General features: G+C 55.1%; 20 protein-coding genes. 1 reads left to right on the forward strand and 19 read right to left on the reverse strand.

Translation table 11 applies throughout. The annotated features are described in order from the left end of the window. Positions 1 to 6 precede the first annotated feature (6 nt). The 7 genes from mrdA to leuS form a co-directional block, all read right to left on the reverse strand. Positions 7 to 1,902 carry a peptidoglycan DD-transpeptidase MrdA gene (gene mrdA / locus KGP21_RS08705; protein ID WP_037375141.1) on the reverse strand — a complete coding sequence of 632 codons (1,896 nt, stop codon included), beginning with the start codon at positions 1,900 to 1,902 and terminating at the stop codon, positions 7 to 9. Positions 1,903 to 1,940: 38 nt separating this feature from the next. Continuing rightward, positions 1,941 to 2,411, reverse strand: coding sequence for a 23S rRNA (pseudouridine(1915)-N(3))-methyltransferase RlmH (gene rlmH, locus KGP21_RS08710; RefSeq protein ID WP_004949595.1), 471 nt, complete (start codon positions 2,409 to 2,411; stop codon positions 1,941 to 1,943). A 3-nt stretch (positions 2,412 to 2,414) separates the two neighbouring features. Further along, on the reverse strand, positions 2,415 to 2,732 hold the full coding sequence (rsfS, locus tag KGP21_RS08715) for a ribosome silencing factor (RefSeq protein ID WP_021180005.1): 318 nt from the start codon (positions 2,730 to 2,732) through the stop codon (positions 2,415 to 2,417). A 183-nt stretch (positions 2,733 to 2,915) separates the two neighbouring features. Next, on the reverse strand, positions 2,916 to 3,578 hold the full coding sequence (nadD, locus tag KGP21_RS08720) for a nicotinate-nucleotide adenylyltransferase (protein ID WP_021805332.1): 663 nt from the start codon (positions 3,576 to 3,578) through the stop codon (positions 2,916 to 2,918). After that, positions 3,568 to 4,602, reverse strand: coding sequence for a DNA polymerase III subunit delta (gene holA / locus KGP21_RS08725; protein WP_218519706.1), 1,035 nt, complete (start codon positions 4,600 to 4,602; stop codon positions 3,568 to 3,570). Before holA ends, nadD begins: the two co-directional genes overlap by 11 nt. Next, positions 4,599 to 5,162 carry an LPS assembly lipoprotein LptE gene (lptE, locus tag KGP21_RS08730; RefSeq protein ID WP_021805330.1) on the reverse strand — a complete coding sequence of 188 codons (564 nt, stop codon included), beginning with the start codon at positions 5,160 to 5,162 and terminating at the stop codon, positions 4,599 to 4,601. Before lptE ends, holA begins: the two co-directional genes overlap by 4 nt. Before the next feature lie 14 nt (positions 5,163 to 5,176). Then, positions 5,177 to 7,759, reverse strand: coding sequence for a leucine--tRNA ligase (gene leuS / locus KGP21_RS08735; protein WP_065686404.1), 2,583 nt, complete (start codon positions 7,757 to 7,759; stop codon positions 5,177 to 5,179). A gap of 268 nt (positions 7,760 to 8,027) precedes the next feature. On the opposite strand from leuS, the gene KGP21_RS08740 reads away from it, so the two are divergent. Then, positions 8,028 to 8,510 carry a zinc ribbon-containing protein gene (locus tag KGP21_RS08740; RefSeq protein WP_021180000.1) on the forward strand — a complete coding sequence of 161 codons (483 nt, stop codon included), beginning with the start codon at positions 8,028 to 8,030 and terminating at the stop codon, positions 8,508 to 8,510. A gap of 53 nt (positions 8,511 to 8,563) precedes the next feature. On the opposite strand, the gene KGP21_RS08745 is transcribed toward KGP21_RS08740, so the two are convergent. From KGP21_RS08745 to miaB, 12 genes are all read right to left on the reverse strand, one after another. Beyond that, complete coding sequence (locus KGP21_RS08745; protein ID WP_223537955.1) at positions 8,564 to 8,959, reverse strand: hypothetical protein; 396 nt, start codon at positions 8,957 to 8,959, stop codon at positions 8,564 to 8,566. A 580-nt stretch (positions 8,960 to 9,539) separates the two neighbouring features. Beyond that, positions 9,540 to 10,472 (reverse strand): pyrimidine-specific ribonucleoside hydrolase RihA, encoded by a 933-nt coding sequence (rihA, locus tag KGP21_RS08750; protein WP_223537957.1) that lies wholly within the window; start codon positions 10,470 to 10,472, stop codon positions 9,540 to 9,542. Between the two features lie 104 nt (positions 10,473 to 10,576). Next, complete coding sequence (locus KGP21_RS08755; RefSeq protein WP_021179998.1) at positions 10,577 to 11,302, reverse strand: amino acid ABC transporter ATP-binding protein; 726 nt, start codon at positions 11,300 to 11,302, stop codon at positions 10,577 to 10,579. Further along, complete coding sequence (gltK, locus tag KGP21_RS08760; protein WP_059200136.1) at positions 11,302 to 11,976, reverse strand: glutamate/aspartate ABC transporter permease GltK; 675 nt, start codon at positions 11,974 to 11,976, stop codon at positions 11,302 to 11,304. The genes KGP21_RS08755 and gltK overlap by 1 nt, the downstream gene beginning before the upstream one ends. Next, positions 11,976 to 12,716, reverse strand: coding sequence for an amino acid ABC transporter permease (locus tag KGP21_RS08765; RefSeq protein WP_021179996.1), 741 nt, complete (start codon positions 12,714 to 12,716; stop codon positions 11,976 to 11,978). Before KGP21_RS08765 ends, gltK begins: the two co-directional genes overlap by 1 nt. A gap of 207 nt (positions 12,717 to 12,923) precedes the next feature. Then, a complete protein-coding gene (locus KGP21_RS08770; RefSeq protein ID WP_021179995.1) occupies positions 12,924 to 13,820 on the reverse strand; it encodes an amino acid ABC transporter substrate-binding protein in 897 nt (298 codons plus the stop codon). A 363-nt stretch (positions 13,821 to 14,183) separates the two neighbouring features. Next, entirely contained in the window at positions 14,184 to 15,713 is a 1,530-nt protein-coding gene (gene lnt, locus KGP21_RS08775; RefSeq protein WP_115158751.1) for an apolipoprotein N-acyltransferase, read from the reverse strand. A gap of 7 nt (positions 15,714 to 15,720) precedes the next feature. After that, positions 15,721 to 16,599 carry a CNNM family magnesium/cobalt transport protein CorC gene (gene corC, locus KGP21_RS08780; protein WP_021179993.1) on the reverse strand — a complete coding sequence of 293 codons (879 nt, stop codon included), beginning with the start codon at positions 16,597 to 16,599 and terminating at the stop codon, positions 15,721 to 15,723. A gap of 81 nt (positions 16,600 to 16,680) precedes the next feature. Further along, complete coding sequence (ybeY, locus tag KGP21_RS08785; RefSeq protein ID WP_021179992.1) at positions 16,681 to 17,154, reverse strand: rRNA maturation RNase YbeY; 474 nt, start codon at positions 17,152 to 17,154, stop codon at positions 16,681 to 16,683. Next, positions 17,151 to 18,206 carry a PhoH family protein gene (locus KGP21_RS08790; RefSeq protein WP_021805324.1) on the reverse strand — a complete coding sequence of 352 codons (1,056 nt, stop codon included), beginning with the start codon at positions 18,204 to 18,206 and terminating at the stop codon, positions 17,151 to 17,153. The genes ybeY and KGP21_RS08790 overlap by 4 nt, the downstream gene beginning before the upstream one ends. A 224-nt stretch (positions 18,207 to 18,430) precedes the next feature. After that, positions 18,431 to 18,766 carry a zinc ribbon domain-containing protein YjdM gene (locus tag KGP21_RS08795; RefSeq protein WP_021179990.1) on the reverse strand — a complete coding sequence of 112 codons (336 nt, stop codon included), beginning with the start codon at positions 18,764 to 18,766 and terminating at the stop codon, positions 18,431 to 18,433. A gap of 94 nt (positions 18,767 to 18,860) precedes the next feature. Continuing rightward, positions 18,861 to 20,285, reverse strand: coding sequence for a tRNA (N6-isopentenyl adenosine(37)-C2)-methylthiotransferase MiaB (gene miaB, locus KGP21_RS08800; protein ID WP_021805323.1), 1,425 nt, complete (start codon positions 20,283 to 20,285; stop codon positions 18,861 to 18,863). Between the last annotated feature and the right edge of the window lie 8 nt (positions 20,286 to 20,293).

Genomic DNA, 20,293 nt, shown 5'->3' on the forward strand with positions numbered 1-20,293 from the left:
TCTACCTTAATCACCTTCTATACCTGGCGGCAGCGGTACTGCATCCGGTAATTGCGTATTGTTGTCGCCCAACAGGATGTGGTCGAGGATTTGGCGGGTAATGGTACCTACCGCCGGGCCTGAACCGCCGTTCTCCAAAATGATGGCCACCGAAACCGTTGGGTTATCGTAGGGCGCAAAGGCGGTCATCAATTTATGGTCCCGCAGGTGTTCAGCGAGTTTGTGGGCGTTATAGGTTTCATAGCCGAATACCTGCGCGGTACCCGATTTTGCCGCGGCTTTATACGGTGTCTTGTCAAAGAACTTGCGCGCCGTGCCGTTAGGCCGGTTGGCAACGCCGTACATGCCGTCTTTGGCTATTTCCCAGAAGCCTGAATGGATATCGCCGATCTGCTTGCTCTCTTTTTGCTTGAACGGCACCAATACGCCGTTGATCTTGGTACTTTGCAGCAGATGCGGATCTTTGACGTTGCCGTCGTTAATCAGGGTGTTCAGCGCCTTGGCCATCTGGATTGGCGTAGCGGTCCAGTAGCCCTGGCCGATGCCCACCGGAATGGTGTCGCCCTGATACCACGGTTTCTTGTAACGTTTGAATTTCCAGTCGCGGGTTGGCATCAGGCCGGAACGCTCTTCGGAAAGATCGATACCGGTATATTCGCCGTAGCCGAATTTGGTCAGCCAGGTGGATAGGCGATCGATCCCCATGTCGTACGCTACCTGATAGAAATAGGTATCCGCAGATTCCTCCAGCGCTTTGGTGACGTTGAGGCGGCCATGGCCCCATTTTTTCCAGTCGCGGAAGCGTTTCTCTGACCCTGGCAATTGCCACCAGCCCGGATCGAACACGACGGTATTTTTGGTGATCACCCCGGCACTTAGGGCGGAAACGGCAATATAGGGTTTAACCGTGGAGGCCGGAGGGTACACCCCTTGGGTGGCACGGTTGATCAGCGGGCGGTTCGGATCGTTGAGCAGCCCCTGATAATCCTTATTGGAGATACCATCAACAAACAGGTTGGGATCGTAGCTAGGGTTGGAAACCATCGCCAAAATTCCCCCGGTGCGCGGATCGCTGACCACTACTGCGGCACGGCTACCCACCAGCAACTGCTCGATATAGCGTTGCAGGTTGAGATCCAGCGTCAGATAAACGTCTTTACCGGCGGAAGGGGGTTGCTCATGCAATTGGCGGATCACCCGGCCACGGTTGTTGACTTCAACCTCCTCATAGCCGGTTTTGCCATGCAGGACATCTTCATAATAGCGTTCGATACCCAGCTTGCCGATATCATGGGTGGCGGCATAGTTGCGTAGCTGGCCGTCTTTGTCCAGGCGCTCGAGGTCGCGGTCATTAATTTTCGACACGTAACCGATCACGTGGGTGAGGGCAGACCCATAAGGATAATAGCGGCGTTGATAGCCTTTGACTTCCGCGCCGGGGAAGCGGAATTGATTGACGGCAAAACGGGCCACCTGCACTTCGGTCAGTGGGGTTTTCACCGGGATCGAGACGAAACGGCGCGAGCGCTTGCGTTCTTTTTCAAAGTTGGCGATATCGTCGTCGGTGAGATCGACTACCGGGCGTAAGGCCTCCAGCGTGGCTTTTAGATCGTCCACCTTCTCCGGCATCAGTTCCAACTGGTAAATGGTGCGGTTAAGCGCCAGCGGGGTTCCGTTACGATCGTAAATTATGCCGCGGCTGGGGGCGATAGGCAGCAGCTTGATGCGGTTTTCATTGGAGCGGGTGCGGTAATCTTCAAAACGCACGATTTGCAGATTATACAGATTGGCAATCAGGATGCCTGTCAGCACCAGAATGATAAAAAACGCCACCACGGCGCGGCGTACAAACAGGGCGGACTCGGCCGTATAGTCGCGAAAAGGGTTACGTTCTATTTTCATCCCGCTGCTTTTTTTCACTCTGTTACTGTCACCACCGGTTACTCCCGGTGGTAAGGATGATTTGTAGTAATACTCCAGGCGCGGTAGAGGCTCTCTGCCACCAAAACACGCACTAAAGGATGCGGTAACGTTAACGGGGAAAGCGACCAGCTTTGCTCAGCGGCGGCTTTACAGGCCGGAGCCAGCCCCTCAGGGCCGCCAATCAACAGGCTGACGTTGCGGCCATCCTGTTTCCAGCGCTCGAGCTGTTGTGCCAACTGGGGCGTTTCCCACGGGGTGCCAGGGATATCCAACGTAACGATGCGGTTACCTTTGCCCACCGCTGCTAGCATCTGCTCGCCTTCCTTTTCCAGAATGCGTTTGATATCCGCATTCTTGCCGCGTTTGCCCGCCGGGATCTCGGTCAGTTCAAACGGCATATCTTTCGGAAAGCGATGCAGGTAATCCATAAAGCCGGTCTGCACCCAGTCGGGCATTTTGGTGCCGACTGCAACCAATTGCAGTTTCACCGCTTAACCCCAGAGCTTTTCCAGTTCGTACAATTGGCGACTTTCTTCCTGCATCACGTGCACAATCACTTCGCCCAGATCGACCACTACCCAATCGGAAACGGCCTGGCCTTTCATGCCATACAGTTCCATACCGGCATCGCGGGCTTCTTGCACGACGTGTTCGGCAATCGACATCACATGGCGGCTTGAAGTGCCGGTACAGATGATCATGCAGTCGGTGATGCTGGATTTGCCCTGAACATCTAGAGCGACAATATCCTGGCCTTTCATGTCATCAATTTTATCGATAACGAAATCTTGGAGCGCTTTACCTTGCAAAGGTTCCCCCTCGGGTTGTTCTGTTCATCAGGAAGCTGAGGGCAACTGCCCAAAGTCACTGGCCTGAATCGTGATGGTTTCGGCAGGATGCCGCTGAAAGCCTGCTGGTTTTGCCCAGCTAGCCAAGATCCTTGGGGTTTTCAGCGGATACCTGAAAAATAGCGGCGCAGTATAGCATGCGGCCTATCGATATAAACCCTGTAACTCGATATAACGCTGCACCGGGCGCGGCAGTAAATCGTCACAGCTGATGCCTTGGTGACGGCGCTGGCGTATCTCGGTGGCGGATATCTCCAGTAAAGGGGTATCTGCCAGGTAGATAAACCCGTGCGGCTGGCGGCTGAGCAGGGCGGCATCGGTGATTTGGTGCTGTTCCAGCCAGCGTTGCAGTTCTGGCGTATCCATCTGCTGGTTATAACCCGGGCGCGCCAGCACCAACAGGTGGCAGAAGTGCAACAGGTCTTGCCAGCGATGCCATTTGTGCAGGCTCAGCAGCGAGTCCTGGCCAATAATAAACGCCAGAGGCGCTGCGGCGCCACGTTCTTTACGAATCGTTTCGAAAGTCTCGATGGTGTAGGACGCGGTGGTGCGGTGCAATTCACGATCGTCCACGGCAAATAACGGGGTACCTGCGATGGCCAGCTCAACCATGGTTAGCCGCTGCTGCGCGTTGGCCTCCGGCTGTGGCCGATGAGGAGGCACATGGTTGGGCAACAACGTGACCTTATCAAGGCCGACTTCTTCAGCCAAGGCCGCCACCGGGCGCAGATGGCCGTAGTGGATTGGGTCAAAGGTGCCACCGAAAAAGGCGTGCAGGGTATGTGGCTGTTGCGGGCTAGTAGGCATCGGTGACACTCGTGGCCAGAGGTTTGCCGCAGAGCAGCATCGACAGGGTTTCCAGCTCCGGCCAAACCGACTGGCCGTAGTCTTTCTTGAGGGTGAGCTCAATTTGCGCCAACAGGTGCACTGCCTGCCGCAATTGTTCACCCGAAAGGCGTTGTAGAGCCTGAGTGATCAGGCTGCGGCGGTTCTGCCAGACCTTGAGCTGATCGAATAGCGTACGCAGCGGGATGTGTGCCATGCGGCGTTGCAGGTTCAGCAGCATCAGCAGTTCCCGTTGCAGGGTACGCAGCAAGATCACCGGCTCGACATCCTCTTGCTGGAGCTGCCGCAGGATATGCCAGGCACGTTTGCTCTTGCCTGCCAGCAGGGCATCCAGCCAGTGGAACGGGCTGAAGTGGGCTGCATCGTTTACCGCCTGCTCTACGCGGGGCAACGTCAGTTTACCATCGGGGTGCAGCAGCGAAAGTCGTTCCAACGCCTGCGAAAGTGCCAGCAGGTTGCCTTCATAGCAGTAACACAGCAGTTGATTGGCTGCGTCATCGAGATCCAGCTGCATGGATTTGGCTCGCTGGGCAACCCAACGCGGCAGCTGTGCCTGTTCCGGCGTTTGGCAACTGACCATGACGCCATTGGCGCTGAGAGCCTTGAACCAGGCGCTGTTCTCCTGGGCTTTGGTCAGGCGTGGGCCGCGCAGTACCAACAGGATATCGTCATGCAGCAAAGCGGACAGCTTGACCAGTTGCTCGCCGATCGGGGCCGTTGGGCCGTTCTCGGGGAAAATCAGCAACAGGGTTTGCCGGCTGGCAAACAGGCTCATGGCTTGGCAGATACTGAAGATGGCATCCCAGTCGGTATGAACATCCAGGGAAATGCTGTAGTGCTCGGTGAACTGTTGCTGTTGGGCAGCCTGGCGGATCAGATCCTGGCTTTCCTGCAGCAACAAGGGTTCGTTACCGCTCAATAAATAACAAGCGCGCAGCCCCTCTCGGAGCTGCGCGGCAAGTTGTTCAGGATAAAGACGGATCATTGTGCTGGGGTACTGGCCGCTTTTTCAGCAGCGATAGCGGCTTTTTCTTGCGTTTCTTGCACTGCCGCGTGCACCGCCAGCATCTTACGCAGAATTTGCTGGGCAGCCTGCTCACGCATTTCCTGCATAATGATGTCCTGCTCGGCGTCTTTGGCCAACGCAGTCAGTGGGTTATCAAAGAAAGAGCGGAAGACTTTGACGTTGATCGGGTAGATATCATGCCCTGGGATCAATACCTGGGCCTGAACCGTCATCACCAATTGAAATTCGGCCGTTTTACCGTCCTGGAAGATCGAAACCGTATCCTGACTCTGCGTCGAATTGACGATGCGCAGTGACGGGACTTCCTTGTGGGCCGGATCGTATTTGACCACGGTAGCCCCGCTTAGACGCAATTGCTCGCGCACGGCACGGGTTAGTGGGCCAAAGGGATCATAGCTATCCAGGATCAGCGTATGCAATTCTGTGGGCACCTGCGCGGTGCCGCGCAGATGAAAACCGCAGCCGGCGGTGACAAGCACCGCCAACCCCAGCAACAACGTCAGAATACGATGTCGCACAAAGCCTCCTTGAGTTAACCCACAACCAGGTTAAGCAATTTGCCTGGAACATAGATCACTTTACGTACCGTGACCCCTTCCAGATATTTGGCCACCAGATGTTCCTGGGCGGCGCGCTCACGCACTTGTTCTTCGGTAGCATCGGCTGGCACGGTGACTTTTGCCCGCACTTTGCCGTTAACCTGTACCACCACCAGTTTGGAATCTTCCACCATGGCGGCTTCGTCTGCTACCGGCCATGGTGCCGTGTCTACGTCGCCTTCGGCGTTCAACGCCTGCCACAGGGTGAAGCAGACGTGTGGCGTGAACGGATACAGCATACGTACCACGGCCAGCAAGGCCTCTTGCAGCAGCGCGCGATCCTGTTCACTTTCCTGCGGCGCACGGCCCAGTTTGTTCATCAGCTCCATCACGGCGGCGATGGCGGTGTTGAAGGTCTGGCGGCGGCCGATATCGTCGGTGACTTTGGCGATGGTTTTATGCACGTCGCGGCGCAGGGCTTTCTGATCTTCATTGAGCTCGCTGACGTTCAGTGGCTGAACCGCCCCTTGCTCAACGTGGTCGTAAGCCAGTTTCCAGACGCGCTTGAGGAAGCGGTTTGCCCCTTCAACGCCAGATTCTTGCCATTCCAGCGTCATTTCGGCTGGGGAAGCAAACATCATGAACAGACGCACGGTATCCGCGCCGTATTTTTCTACCATCACCTGCGGGTCGATGCCGTTGTTCTTCGACTTCGACATTTTGCTCATGCCAGCATAGACCAGTTCGCGGCCTTCAGGATCGGTTGCTTTGACAATGCGGCCTTTCTCGTCGCGTTCGACGGTGGCATCAACCGGAGATACCCAGACGCGTTCGCCGCTGGTGCCGGTGTAGTAGAAGGCATCGGCCAACACCATGCCTTGGCACAGCAGGCGTTTGGCAGGCTCGTCTGAATCGACCAGGCCAGCATCACGCATCAGCTTGTGGAAGAAGCGGAAATACATCAGGTGCATGATGGCGTGTTCGATCCCGCCAACATATTGATCGACCGGCAGCCAGTAGTTGGCCGCAGCCGGATCCAGCATGCCTTTATCGTACTGCGGGCAGGTGTAGCGCGCGTAGTACCAGGAAGATTCCATAAAGGTGTCGAAGGTGTCGGTTTCACGCAGCGCCGGCTGGCCGTTAACGGTGGTTTTTGCCCACTCGGGATCGGCTTTGATCGGGCTGGTGATGCCGTCCATCACGACATCTTCCGGCAAGATGACCGGCAGCTGGTCTTCTGGCGTTGGCATTACGGTGCCGTCTTCCAGAGTGACCATTGGGATTGGAGCCCCCCAGTAGCGCTGACGGGACACGCCCCAATCGCGCAGACGGTAGTTCACCTTGCGCTGGCCGACGCCTTTGGCCACCAGCTTGTCGGCGATGGCGTTAAAGCCTGCCAGGTGATCCAGGCCGTCGAATTCACCGGAGTTGAACAGGGTGCCTTTTTCGGTCATCGCTTCGGCGCTGACGTCTGGCTTGCTGCCATCCAGGTTCAAAATGACCGGTTTGATCTGCAGATCGTATTTGGTGGCGAATTCCCAGTCACGCTGATCGTGGCCAGGGACGGCCATTACCGCGCCAGTGCCGTATTCCATCAGGACGAAGTTGGCGACCCAGATTGGCAGCTTCTCACCGCTCAACGGATGGATGGCAAACAGGCCGGTGGCCATGCCTTTCTTCTCCATGGTGGCCATTTCGGCTTCGGCAACCTTGGTGTTGCGGCATTCGTCGATGAAGTCTGTCAGCGCCGGGTTGTTGACCGCGCCCTGCTGTGCCAGCGGGTGACCTGCGGCAACGGCGACATAGGTAGCCCCCATAAAGGTGTCTGGGCGGGTGGTGTAAACGGTGACTTTCTCAGCGCTGTCGGCAACGTCGAAGGTGATTTCTACCCCTTCGGAACGGCCAATCCAGTTGCGCTGCATGGTTTTCACCTGCTCTGGCCAGCTTTCCAGCGTGTCCAGATCGTTGAGCAGTTGATCGGCGTAATCGGTGATTTTAATAAACCACTGTGGGATCTCTTTACGCTCAACCTTGGTATCACAGCGCCAGCAGCAGCCGTCGATAACCTGTTCGTTGGCCAGTACGGTCAGATCGTGTGGGCACCAGTTCACCGCCGAAGTCTTCTTGTAGACCATGCCTTTTTCGTACAGCTTGGTGAAGAACCACTGTTCCCAACGGTAGTAGTCAGGATCGCAGGTGGCGATCTCGCGATCCCAGTCATAGCCGAAGCCCAGCAGTTTCAGCTGGTTCTTCATATATTCGATGTTGTCGTAGGTCCAAGGGGCCGGTGCGGTTTTGTTTTTTACCGCCGCGCCTTCGGCTGGCAGGCCAAACGCATCCCAGCCAATTGGCTGTAGCACGTTTTTGCCCAGCATACGCTGGTAGCGGGAGATCACGTCGCCAATGGTGTAGTTCCGAACATGACCCATGTGCAGACGACCAGAAGGGTATGGCAGCATGGATAGGCAGTAATACTTTTCCTTGCTGGCGTCTTCGGTAACCTTGAAAGTTTGCTTCTCTTGCCAGTGAAGCTGTACGTTCGATTCTATCTCTTCGGGGCGGTATTGCTCTTGCATGGCGGCCGATGGTCCTGTAGGTGTGTAACAGCTACATCCGTAGCATTCTGTGAGTATCTTTAGATCTGCATAGCATAGCTGATAAGACCTGCCAGCAACAACACCAAGCGGTCTGACTCGACGTATTAAAAAAATATCTGTGCCATGATGTGACTCACAATCTGCCAAAACCTCACCTAGCCAAGCCACATCAGTGATTTACGACTAAAATAATAACGAGTAGTTTTAGGGGAGAAGTCCTGTCGCAGTAGTTCATCGAGGAGAAGCTATGAACAAGGTTGCTCAGTATTACCGCGAGTTGGTGACGTCACTGACGGAACGTTTAAAGAACGGTGAGCGTGACATTGACCAATTGGTCGCCAGCGCCGAGAAACGTTTGAACGAGGTGGAGGAACTCAGCCGTACGGAAGTGGAGCAGTTGACCCGGGCGGTGCGCCGCGATTTGGAAGAGTTCGCCCGCAGCTATCAAGAGAGCCGGGAGGAATTCACCGACAGCGTGTTTATGCGCGTGATTAAAGAAAGCCTGTGGCAGGAATTGGCGGATATCACCGATAAAACCCAGTTAGAGTGGCGTGAGGTGTTTAAGGATGTCAGCCATCACGGTGTCTACCACAGCGGCGAAGTGGTCGGGCTGGGTAATCTGGTGTGTGAGAAATGCCATCACCATCTGGCTTTCTATACCCCGGAGGTGCTGCCACTGTGCCCGAAGTGTGGCCACGATCAGTTCCAACGCCGGCCGTTTGAGCCTTAAGGCGATTTCCCCTCATGTTGCATGAGGGGAATTTACAGCTTATTGAGAAAGCATCACTGGCAGTGTGTTTCTTCGGTGTCGTTTTGTACCAAAGCCACTGCATCTTCTGTCAGAGCGATATTGGTGCCGTCAGCCAGACACAATATCGCATTGGAGAGTTCAGTATCCCCTTTTGCAAAGTCCATAACGGCGGCAGCGCTAGCTTTTTCACCTTTCAACTTTACCAGATAGTGGTCGCAATCATCCTGGCAGTTACTCATCGGTGCAAACTGACTCAGACCGAGTTCTTCTATGGTCACTTCACCTAGATGTTCTTTGACGATGCTGTTTTGGTTAAAAGCTAGTGTGGCATCCTGCTTAAGTTCATACCGGACCCAAAAAAACAGTGCCGCGGCCACAATAACGACGGCTAGCAAACCGATCAGTAACTTGCGAAAATATCCTTTCATTCGTCTCTCCCTGTATCATTGTGGCTGCATTGTCTTGTTTTATCGGACGAAAGTAAACCAGTCCGGAGTTATTGCTCTATGTCGAGATAAAGCCCAATCGGTTGATATGGGCTAGCACCTTGACGTCGGTATGATGTCTACGGTGAGTAGCTGATTGTGACGGTACTTCAGCTGGGGATTATGCAGAACGCCGACACGCCGTAAACCCGTTCATGGGGGCTCGCAATCGCGCCTCCTTGCGCTCAGCGGTTGGCTAACCTGCATAATCCTCACCTGCCAGAGGCCTCGGCGTAGCGGTAAAAAGCGGGTTCGGAGTGGTGCAGGGGGGAGCTGTCACGGGGCTGATGCAGAGAGTGTCGTAAAGTTGTGGCACATTCGGTTCCCTCATCCCAACCCTTTCCCAAAGGGCGAGGGAACTGTCTGGAGCACTTGGTTGGTTTGTGCTGCTTCGGGAAGTAGGGAGTAAAGGAATTACGCAGAAAAATCAACAAGTCCTCTCATCCAAGGTGTATCACCGTATTTTCAGGCCCGCTCGATCGGTTCCCTCTCCCTGTGGGAGAGGGTTAGGGTGAGGGGTCATTTAATAACGTGAAACACACTCGACCATCAGATCGATAAAGCCCTGGCGGTTGATATGGGTCAACACCTCGACGTTCGCCGGTTTACCGTTTTGGCCAAACTCATCCACTACCGTCATGCCCACGGTGTAATGACCTTGGGTCTCCACACCCACCCACAGCTCACGGCTTTCAAACAGCTCCGGGGCCAGCAGCCAGGCGATGGTGCAAGGATCGTGCATGGCGGCACCCGGCAGGCCGCGCGGGTGGCTGAGATACAACGGCAGGTAGAAATCGAGCATGCTGGCTACCGCTGCCGCCACCGGATTATTAATGCTACGGATGCGCTCGATATCCTGTGGTAACACCAATGCCTGATGGGTGACGTTCAACCCGGCCATGGTTAGAGGCACGCCGGATTGCAGCACAATTTCGGCCGCTTCCGGATCGACGTAGATATTGAATTCGGCCACCGGCGTGGTGTTGCCAGCATTCAGCCCACCGCCCATAAACACGATGCGTTCAATCTTGCTTTTCAACTCTGCGTGCTGTGACAGCAGCAAGGCAATATTGGTCATCGGGCCGGTGACCACCAGCGTAATCGGCTCTGGGCTGGTACGTAGCAGTTCGGCAATTAACTCGACCGCAGTTTGCTTGACTGGCTGAAAATCCGGTGCTGGCAAATGGGTGTTGCCCATACCGGTATCACCGTGCACGTAATCGGCAATGACCAGATCGCGCATCAAGGGCTTGGCGGCACCACCAGCGACCAGAACATCTTGCCGTTGCATCAGCGTCAGCAGGCCGAGTGCGTTATGCAGGGTTTTTTGCGGCGTCTGGTTACCGGCGGAAGTGGTGACGGCTTTAACATCCAACGTAGGGGCACGTAGCGCCATGGCAAGGGCAATAGCGTCATCAAGGCCTGGATCACAATCGATAATAATAGGGCGGGACATCACTTTCTCCTTCAGCGTTATCATTATGCTTTGAGGATCGGGGGAAAGTGCGAAAGAAACAAGCACTATTGATGCGCCCTGGGGGGCAGGGCGCATCTGGTAAATCAATGCAGGATTTTGGCCAAAAAGTCTTTGGCACGTTCTGACTGCGGGTTGTTGAAGAAGTCATCCTTATTGGTGTCTTCCACAATCTTCCCTTCATCCATAAAGATCACCCGATGGGCTACCTTACGGGCAAAGCCCATTTCGTGGGTCACCACCATCATGGTCATCCCTTCCTGCGCCAGCTTGACCATCACGTCCAACACTTCGTTGATCATTTCTGGATCGAGCGCGGAGGTGGGCTCATCAAACAGCATGGCGATCGGATCCATACACAGCGCACGGGCAATCGCCACGCGCTGCTGCTGGCCACCAGAGAGCTGCCCTGGGAACTTTTCGGCATGTGCCGACAGGCCCACGCGCTCCAGCAGCTTCAAGGCTTTATCGCGTGAGGCGGCCTTGTCGCGCTTGAGGACTTTAACCTGCGCCAGCGTCAGGTTTTCAATGATCGACAGGTGAGGGAACAGTTCAAAATGTTGGAACACCATCCCCACTTTGGAGCGCAGTTGCGCCAGATTGGTGCTTTTGTTGTTGACCTGAATACCGTTAACCTCGATATCGCCTTTCTGGATCGGCTCGAGCCCGTTGACGGTTTTAATCAGGGTCGATTTGCCTGAACCGGAAGGACCGCAGACCACCACCACTTCGCCTTTTTTGACTTCGGTGGTGCAGTCGGTCAGAACCTGAAAGTGACCGTACCACTTAGAAACATTTTTCAGGGATATCATCAAACAGTCCTTTTCTTCAAATAGCTTACCAGCGCCGAGGCGGCGAGACTGATAACAAAATAGACCAAACCGGCGAACAGGATCATTTCCACCTGCGTACCGTCACGTTCACCAATGGTTGACGCGGTGCGGAAGAAGTCGGCCAGGCTAAGTACGTACACCAGCGAGGTATCCTGGAACAACACGATCCCTTGGGTCAGCAGCAGCGGCACCATGGCGCGGAACGCCTGCGGCAAGATCACCAGCCGCATCGATTGCCACTGGGTCATGCCCAACGCCAGTGAGGCAGAGGACTGACCGCGCGAGACGCTTTCAATGCCTGCCCGGATAATTTCCGAGTAGTACGCGGCTTCAAACAGCGAAAAGGCTACCATAGCCGAGATAAGGCGAATATCGGTTTTCGGTGACAGCCCAAGAACTTGTTGTAATAAGCTTGGAACCACCAGATAGAACCAGAGCAGCACCATCACCAGCGGTACGGAGCGGAACAGGTTGACGTACAGCGCCGCAAACCAGCTGATCGGCTTGATCGACGACAGGCGCATCACCGCCAGAACGGTGCCCCAGAGGATACCGAACACAATAGCCGTCACGGTAATTTTCAGCGTGACGACCAGCCCCTGCAGCAGATACGGGAAGCTTGGGACAATCGATCCCCAATCAAATTGGTACATTATTTACTCCCCATATGGCCAGGTAACTGCACTTTCTTCTCGACAATACGCATAAACAGCATGATGACCGCGTTGATAGCGACATAGGCGAGGGTGATGGCAGTAAAGGATTCATAGGCGTGTGCGGAGTAATCCAGCAGCTTCCCGGCCTGAGCGGCCATATCCACCAGCCCGATGGTTGAGGCAATGGCGGAGTTTTTGACCAGGTTGAGCATTTCCGAGGTCATCGGTGGCACGATCACTCGATAGGCGTTGGGCAGCAGCACATAGCGATAGGTTTGTGGCAGCGTCAGGCCCATGGCCAGCCCGGCAGCCTGCTGGCCGCGGGGCAGGGATTGGATTGCGGCACGCACCTGCTCGCAAACGCGCGCAGCGGTAAACAACCCAAGGCACAGCATGGAAGAAACAAAGAATTGCACGTTGGGATCGAGCTCGCTCTTGAACCACATGCCGATATCGGCTGGCAGCAGCTCCGGCATCACCAGATACCAGGTAAAGAATTGCACGATTAGCGGCACGTTACGGAACAGTTCGACGTAACAGGTACCTAGTGAGGAGAGAAAACGGTTGGGTACGGTACGCAAGATACCGAACAGTGAACCGACAAAGAAGGCAATAATCCACGCACAGACGGAGAGGGCGACCGTAACCTGAAAGCCGGACCAGATCCAGCCTAGGTAGGTGGTATTCCCAAACGGGGCCTGCTGCAGAAAGATACCCCAGTTCCAATCTATTGACATAACTAACTCCGGCAAACAGGTGCAAAACACCTTACAAACCTTACAACTTGATGACCGTGCAATCGTGGCGCACGCCAGTCAGGCTGGCTTTTTGGTGTGCCTTGAGTTGTGTTTAGGAAAGAATGCGGGAGGGGAACGGCCTCCCGCATACCTGTCTGTCCTATTACGGTCATCTACAGCAGCCAGCTTGGCTGGCTTGATTTTTTATTAGTTCAGTGCTTTGTCGTTCGGCTCTTTAAACAACTGCTTCATGTCGTCGGACAGATCGAAGTTCATGTTGAGGTTTTTTGGTGGGATTGGCTGTTTGAACCAAACCTCAAACCATTTAGCTGCCTGGCCAGAGGTCTGAGCTTGAGCGATAGTGTCATCCACCAGCTTTTTGAACTGTGGATCGTCTTTACGCATCATACAGCCGTAGGCTTCTTTGGACTGTGGAGTGGCAACGATTTCCCACTGATCCGGCTGTTTGGCCTTGGCGCGCTCGCCCGCCAGCAGGGCATCATCCATCATAAACGCCACTGCACGGCCACTTTCCAGGGTGCGGAAGGAATCGCCGTGGTCTTTGGCACTGATGATGCGCATTTTCATCTGATCTTTGTCGTTCAGCTTGTTGAGCAACACTTCGGAAGTAGTGCCTGAAGTGACGACCACGGCTTTTCCGGCCAGATCTTTAAAGTCTTTGATGTCGGAGCCTTTCTTGACCAGCAGGCGGGTACCGACGACGAAGATGGTATCAGAGAAGGCAGCCTGTTTCTGGCGCTCGAGGTTGTTGGTGGTCGAGCCACACTCAAAATCGAAGGTGCCGTTTTGCAACAGTGGAATGCGGTTTTGCGAGGTGATCGGTAGCATTTTCACCTGCAGATTGGGCTCGTTCAATTTCTTCTTGATGGCATCAACGATTTGGTTGGAATAGTCCTGAGAGTAACCCACAACTTTCTGCTGATTATCGTAGTAGGAGAACGGAACTGAGGATTCACGGTGGCCAACAACAATCACGCCGTTATCTTTGATTTTCTTCAGCGTACCGGTCAGTTCTTCCGCATGGGCTACGCTACTCGCCATCCCGATCAGCAGTAACGATAACGCCAATTTGCGCATTTGCATGGTCCAACTCCTGTGCTGTTGTGATTGCCCGCACTCAGGGAGGGCGGGTTAATACGGCTGAGCTATAAAGATAGTCCTAATGCCGATTTACGATAGAAAATAACCGATTGTGAACAAGATGAAACTAAGTTGTTTCATTTTTTGAGACATCACGCGCACCAAATAAATGCAATAAACCTCTGATGCACCACCGAGGTGCGAGACTTGCGCTGGAGTTGTGCACAGATGCGACAAGATGTCAGTTAAAGTAAATCAGCAACGTTCTACAGGGTAATTAAAGCAAGGAGCATGCCAGAAACATCAGAAGGGAGGGGGCAACAAGAAATGAAGAGGGCACGGTAAGGCACAGTGCCCAAAGAGAACTTATCTGCGGCGCCAGCTAATGAGCAGCGCGATGCCACCCAGCAGCACGGTGATGATCCACACTGGCGCAGAGCCAAAGCGGGCATATGGCGTGATGCCGGTAGTGGGTGTCACCTTCACTTCCAGCACTTTGCGGGTGAACTGTGGGATGGATGCCAACACTTCGCCGGTTGGGCCAACGACGGCGGTGATACCGTTATTGGTGCTACGCAGCAACGGCCTGCCCAGTTCCAATGAACGCATACGCGCCATTTGGAAGTGCTGCCATGGGCCGATGGAGTGGCCGAACCAGGCATCGTTGGACACGGTCAGCAGGAAGTTGGTATCCGGACGGAAGTTATCGCGCACCTGCTGGCCCAGCACGATTTCATAGCAGATGGCTGCCGTCAGGTTATAACCGCGTACGCTGAGCTGCGGCTGCACATAGTTACCACGGCTGAACGAGGACATCGGCAGGTCGAATAACGGAGCCAACGGGCGCAGCAGCGTTTCCAACGGCACAAACTCACCAAAGGGCACCAGGTGATGTTTGTCATAGCGATTGGCTGCCGGGTAGCTGTAAGGCTGTTCCTCGCCAAGCACGATCACGCTGTTGAAGAACTGCGTGCCTTGCTGGGTAGCGCGAGCGTCCACGATACCAGTGATCAGGCTGCTGTTCTTGGCGCGCATCAGATCGTCCATCATGGTCAGGAAACCGTTCTGATTGCTCTCTACATCGGGAATGGCGGACTCCGGCCAGATGATGATAGGCACTTTGCCCATCAACGGACGGCTCTCATCCAGATAGGTTTGCAGCGTACTGAGCAACGCCTTCGGATCCCACTTCATCGACTGCTCGATATTGCCCTGCACCATGGCGACGTTCACCGCTTTATCCGGCTGCGGCGTAAACCAGTGGATCTGGCGCAGCGGCCACGGCAGCAACAGCATGGCGATAGCAATGACCGCCGGGGTGATGCGCCGCTGATTGAGGGCAAACACCAGCAGGCCGCTGAGGGACATCAGGATCAGCGTGATCGCATCCACGCCGAGCAATGGCGCAATGCCTTTCAGCGGACCGTCGATCTGGGTATAACCAAATTGCAACCAGGGGAAACCGGTCAGCACCCAACCGCGCAGGAACTCGGTCAGTTGCCATAGAGCCGGGGCGGCAATGGCCAGCCGCCACCAGGTGGTACGTGGCCAGATCCGCGTCAGTAAACCGGCGAACAACCCGGTATACAGCGAAAGATAGGCGGCCAGCAGCACGACCAGGAAGATATTGATGGCAAACGGCATACCGCCGAAGTCGGCAATGCTGACGTAAACCCAGTTCACGCCGCTACCGAACAGCCCCATGCCCCAGCAGAAACCGAGCAGGGCGGATTGTTTGGTCGTGCGGTTGAGGGTTACGGCCAGCAGGCCGAACAGCGAAACAATGGCCGCAGGCCAGATATCGTAAGGGGAGAAGGCCAGCGTGCCACAGGCACCGGTCAACAGCGCCAGCAGGGCGCGAACCCGCTGGCGATCAAGTAATGAGGCTTTAGCCATGGATAAGTTATTCTTCCAGTTTCGGTTGCGGGGCGTCGTCCGGAATTTTGACATGAACCTGGATAATACGTCGACTGTCGGCCATCGCAACTTTAAATAGGTAACCTTCGATTTCAATGGTTTCCCCGCGCGCAGGCAGGTGGCCGAAGGCTTGCATCACCAGACCGCCGATGGTGTCCACCTCATCGTCGCTGAAATGGGTGCCGAAGGTGTCGTTGAAGTCTTCGATAGGCGCCAGCGCCCGCACGGTGAACATGTGGCGGCTCAGTTGGCGAACGTCGCGATCTTCCTCATCGTCATATTCGTCCTCAATTTCTCCGACAATCAGCTCCAGAATGTCTTCGATGGTCACCAGACCAGAGACGCCGCCGAATTCATCAATGACAATCGCCATGTGATAACGCTGGGAGCGGAACTCCTTGAGCATCCGGTCAACCCGCTTGCTTTCCGGTACCACCACGGCGGTACGCAGCACCTTGTCGATGCTGAACGGCTCAGAGTCCGCGCGCATAAACGGCAGCAGGTCCTTGGCCATCAGAATGCCTTCGATGTGATCTTTATCTTCGCTGATCACCGGGAAGCGCGAGTGGGCGGATTCGATAATCACGTCCAGGCACTCTTCCAGCGTTTGGTTACGCTTGAGCGTCACCATCTGGGAGCGCGGGATCATGATGTCGCGCACGCGCTGTTCGGCGATATCCATCACGCCTTCCAGCATGTCACGGGTATCGGGATCGATCAGGTCGTTTTGCTCGGAATCACGGATCAGCTCTACCAGATCGCCACGGTTTTTTGGTTCACCGTGGAACAGCTGGTTAAGGATAAGAGTAAAGAACCCCTTCTTGGGACTGGGGCTGTCATTGCTTTGTGAATGGTCGTCGCTCATGGCGTTTTAGTTAATATCACTCTATTGAGTTATCAAAATTAGCGACAGCCCCAATCGGGGCTGCGGGGTGCTCAGCTAACATCAGGTGGGATCTTTTTCCGCGAGGTAAGGGTCTGGGTAACCCATCTCCTGCATTATCTCGGTTTCCAAAGATTCCATTTCTTCGGCTTCATCGTCTTCGATGTGGTCATACCCTAGCAGATGAAGGCTACCGTGAACAACCATATGCGCCCAGTGTGCTTCCAGCGCTTTCTGTTGCTCAACCGCTTCCTGTTCAACCACTTGACGGCAAATAATCAAATCACCCAACAGCGGTAGTTCGACTTCCGGCGGTGCCTCGAACGGGAATGATAACACGTTGGTGGGCTTGTCTTTACCACGATAGGTCAGATTCAGCTCATTGCTTTCCGCCTCATCCACCAGGCGGATGGTGACTTCGGCCTCTTCCTGGAACTGTGGCAATACCCCTTCCAGCCAACGCTGGAAGGTGGCTTCATCCGGTAATCCTTCACTGCTGGCGCAGGCAATTTGTAAATCCAGAATAACCTGGCTCATGGTGTTTCCTGTTCAGAGGCAACGGGTGCCTCACGTCTACGTTGTTCGGCGATGGCGTCTTTGCGTTTTTGTTCGGCGGCTTCCCAGGCTTCATAGGCGACCACCACACGGGCCACTACCGGGTGGCGCACCACGTCTTCGCTGTGGAAGAAGTTAAAGCTGATCTCTTCCACCTCAGACAGCACTTCCACCGCATGGCGCAGGCCGGATTTCTGATTACGTGGCAGGTCGATCTGGGTCACGTCGCCGGTGATCACCGCTTTCGAGTTGAAACCGATACGCGTCAGGAACATCTTCATCTGTTCGATGGTGGTGTTCTGGCTTTCATCGAGAATGATAAAGGCGTCATTCAGCGTACGGCCACGCATGTAGGCCAGCGGCGCAACTTCGATCACGTTACGCTCGATCAGCTTTTCCACGCGCTCGAAGCCCAGCATTTCAAACAGGGCGTCATACAGCGGGCGCAGATACGGATCGACTTTCTGGCTCAGATCACCCGGCAGGAAGCCCAGCTTCTCGCCAGCTTCAACCGCCGGGCGGGTCAGCAGGATACGCCGGATTTCCTGGCGCTCCAGAGCATCTACCGCAGCCGCAACCGCCAGATAGGTTTTACCGGTACCCGCCGGGCCAACGCCAAAGGTGATGTCATGGGCGAAAATATTGGCGATGTATTGCGCCTGATTCGGCGTGCGGGGCTTCACCATGCCGCGCTTGGTCTTGATGGTGACCGATTTGCCGTAATCCGGCACGCTCTCTGCCACCTGCTCCAGCACCCGGCTCTCTTTGATGGCCAGGTGGATCTGTTCCGGATCGATATCTGGGGTCACGCCACGGATCGGCGCGGTATCCACATACAGGTGGCGCAGAATATCGGCGGCGGCAACCACGCACAGGTTTTTACCGACCAGCTTGAAACGGTTGTCACGGCGGTTGATTTCAATCCCCAGCCGACGTTCGAGTTGTTTGATGTTGTCATCAAACGGGCCGCACAGGCTCAACAGGCGTTGGTTGTCTGCGGGCTCCAACAGGATTTCTTGTGTTGCGACGTTCAAACGATTCCTCAAGGCTCAACAGGGCCTGGTTGATGTCACGTAACGCGATTTCAGCGCGGGCATTCAGGGCAACCCCCGAACAGCTCTACCCTGAATTATTCATGGTGTACCGCACTGGCGCAAGTTTACCTCTGATCTATCTGTGCGCAGCGAAGGGAATTCAAGGGGGGAGGGGGCAGAATTGGGCCAAATAGTTTGGCCCAACAGCAGGTTAACAGCGGAAATCAGCTCTTCTTCACAAATTCGGATTTCAGCTTCATCGGGCCAAAGCCGTCGATTTTGCAATCGATGTTGTGATCGCCTTCGACCAGGCGGATGTTCTTCACCTTGGTGCCGATCTTCAACATGGAAGAGCTGCCTTTGACCTTCAGATCCTTGACCACGGTCACCGCATCGCCATCGGCCAGCAGGTTACCGTTGGCATCTTTGACAATCAGGGTATCGGCATCTTCAACGGCCGCGCTGTCGCTCCACTCATGGGCGCACTCAGGGCAGATGAACAGGGCGTTATCCTGGTAGGTGTATTCGGAATTGCACTTCGGGCAGTGTGGGAGTTGCATTATTGTGTCGCCTCATAATCAAAATAAAAAAACAAAATTACCGGACAATGACTGCCCGGCAGAGAAAAAGGAAAATGCCAAGGTGGCGGGGCGATCAGGGTTGGTAGCTACCGACGCCCAGCTCATCTTCCTTACGGGTACGTGCAATCACCGCTTGAGGGGATTGGTGCACGCGCAGTTCCATCTGCTGTTCGGTGCGGACCAGGGTACCGCGCAGAGAGTTGGTTAACACTTCAGTAATTTCGACGTCGACGAACTGGCCGATCAAATCTGGGGTGCCCTCAAAGTTGACCGTCCGGTTGCATTCGGTGCGGCCAGAGAGTTCCATCACGCTCTTGCGTGAGGTGCCCTCGACCAGAATACGCTGCACGGTGCCCAGCATACGGCGGCTGAATTGCATCACCTGCTGGTTGATCCGTTCTTGCAGCAGATACAGTCGCTGTTTTTTCTCTTCCTCACTGACGTCGTCAACCATGTCTGCCGCCGGAGTGCCGGGGCGCGAAGAGTAGATAAAGCTGAAGCTGGTGTCGAAATTCACCTGGGCAATCAGGTTCATGGTCTGTTCAAAGTCGGCCTGGGTTTCCCCTGGGAAACCGACAATGAAATCGGAGCTGAACTGGATATTGGGCCGAGCCTGACGCAGCTTGCGGATAATCGCTTTGTATTCCAGCGCCGTGTGGGCGCGTTTCATCATGGTCAGAATGCGATCTGAACCGCTTTGTACCGGCAGATGCAGGAAGCTGACCAGCTCGGGCGTATCTTCATACACCGCGATAATGTCATCGCTGAACTCAATCGGGTGGCTGGTGGTAAAGCGGATGCGATCGATCCCGTCGATGGAGGCCACCAGGCGCAGCAGTTCGGCAAATGAGCAGATGCCGCCATCAAAGGTTGCGCCACGATAGGCGTTGACGTTCTGGCCCAGCAGGTTCACTTCACGTACGCCTTGGGCGGCCAACTGAGCGACTTCAAACAGCACATCATCGCTTGGGCGGCTGACTTCCTCACCGCGAGTGTAAGGCACCACGCAGAACGTACAGTATTTGTTGCAGCCTTCCATGATTGAGACAAAGGCGGTTGGCCCGTCGGCACGGGGTTCCGGCAGGCGGTCGAACTTTTCGATTTCCGGGAAGCTGATGTCCACGATCGGGCTATGCGAACCGCGCACGTGGTTGATCATCTCCGGCAGGCGGTGCAATGTCTGCGGGCCAAAAACGATGTCAACGCAGGGCGCGCGCTGGCGCAGATGTTCCCCTTCCTGTGAAGCAACGCAGCCGCCGACGCCAATGATCAGATCGGGGTTGTTCTTTTTCAGTTGCTTCCAACGGCCCAACAACGCGAAAACCTTTTCCTGCGCCTTCTCGCGGATCGAGCAGGTATTGAGCAGCAACACATCCGCTTCTTCAGCGTTTTCAGTCCACTCGAAGCCGTGTGTGCTTCCCAGTAAATCTGCCATTTTCGATGAGTCGTACTCGTTCATCTGGCAGCCCCAGGTTTTGATATGTAGTTTTTTCGTCATTGACTTGC

The sequence above is a fragment of the Serratia sp. JSRIV004 genome (genome assembly GCF_019968705.1).
Taxonomy (GTDB): domain Bacteria; phylum Pseudomonadota; class Gammaproteobacteria; order Enterobacterales; family Enterobacteriaceae; genus Chania; species Chania fonticola_B.

Coding starts and splice junctions, on each gene's coding strand:
- rihA (WP_223537957.1), bottom strand. CDS start 10,472: ATGTCCCGCCCTATTATTATCGATTGTGATCCAGGCCTTGATGACGCT.
- KGP21_RS08745 (WP_223537955.1), bottom strand. CDS start 8,959: ATGAAAGGATATTTTCGCAAGTTACTGATCGGTTTGCTAGCCGTCGTT.
- corC (WP_021179993.1), bottom strand. CDS start 16,599: ATGAGCGACGACCATTCACAAAGCAATGACAGCCCCAGTCCCAAGAAG.
- miaB (WP_021805323.1), bottom strand. CDS start 20,285: ATGACGAAAAAACTACATATCAAAACCTGGGGCTGCCAGATGAACGAG.
- gltK (WP_059200136.1), bottom strand. CDS start 11,976: ATGTACCAATTTGATTGGGGATCGATTGTCCCAAGCTTCCCGTATCTG.
- mrdA (WP_037375141.1), bottom strand. CDS start 1,902: ATGAAAATAGAACGTAACCCTTTTCGCGACTATACGGCCGAGTCCGCC.
- KGP21_RS08770 (WP_021179995.1), bottom strand. CDS start 13,820: ATGCAAATGCGCAAATTGGCGTTATCGTTACTGCTGATCGGGATGGCG.
- KGP21_RS08755 (WP_021179998.1), bottom strand. CDS start 11,302: ATGATATCCCTGAAAAATGTTTCTAAGTGGTACGGTCACTTTCAGGTT.
- nadD (WP_021805332.1), bottom strand. CDS start 3,578: ATGCCTACTAGCCCGCAACAGCCACATACCCTGCACGCCTTTTTCGGT.
- ybeY (WP_021179992.1), bottom strand. CDS start 17,154: ATGAGCCAGGTTATTCTGGATTTACAAATTGCCTGCGCCAGCAGTGAA.
- holA (WP_218519706.1), bottom strand. CDS start 4,602: ATGATCCGTCTTTATCCTGAACAACTTGCCGCGCAGCTCCGAGAGGGG.
- leuS (WP_065686404.1), bottom strand. CDS start 7,759: ATGCAAGAGCAATACCGCCCCGAAGAGATAGAATCGAACGTACAGCTT.
- KGP21_RS08795 (WP_021179990.1), bottom strand. CDS start 18,766: ATGCAACTCCCACACTGCCCGAAGTGCAATTCCGAATACACCTACCAG.
- KGP21_RS08740 (WP_021180000.1), top strand. CDS start 8,028: ATGAACAAGGTTGCTCAGTATTACCGCGAGTTGGTGACGTCACTGACG.
- KGP21_RS08765 (WP_021179996.1), bottom strand. CDS start 12,716: ATGTCAATAGATTGGAACTGGGGTATCTTTCTGCAGCAGGCCCCGTTT.
- lnt (WP_115158751.1), bottom strand. CDS start 15,713: ATGGCTAAAGCCTCATTACTTGATCGCCAGCGGGTTCGCGCCCTGCTG.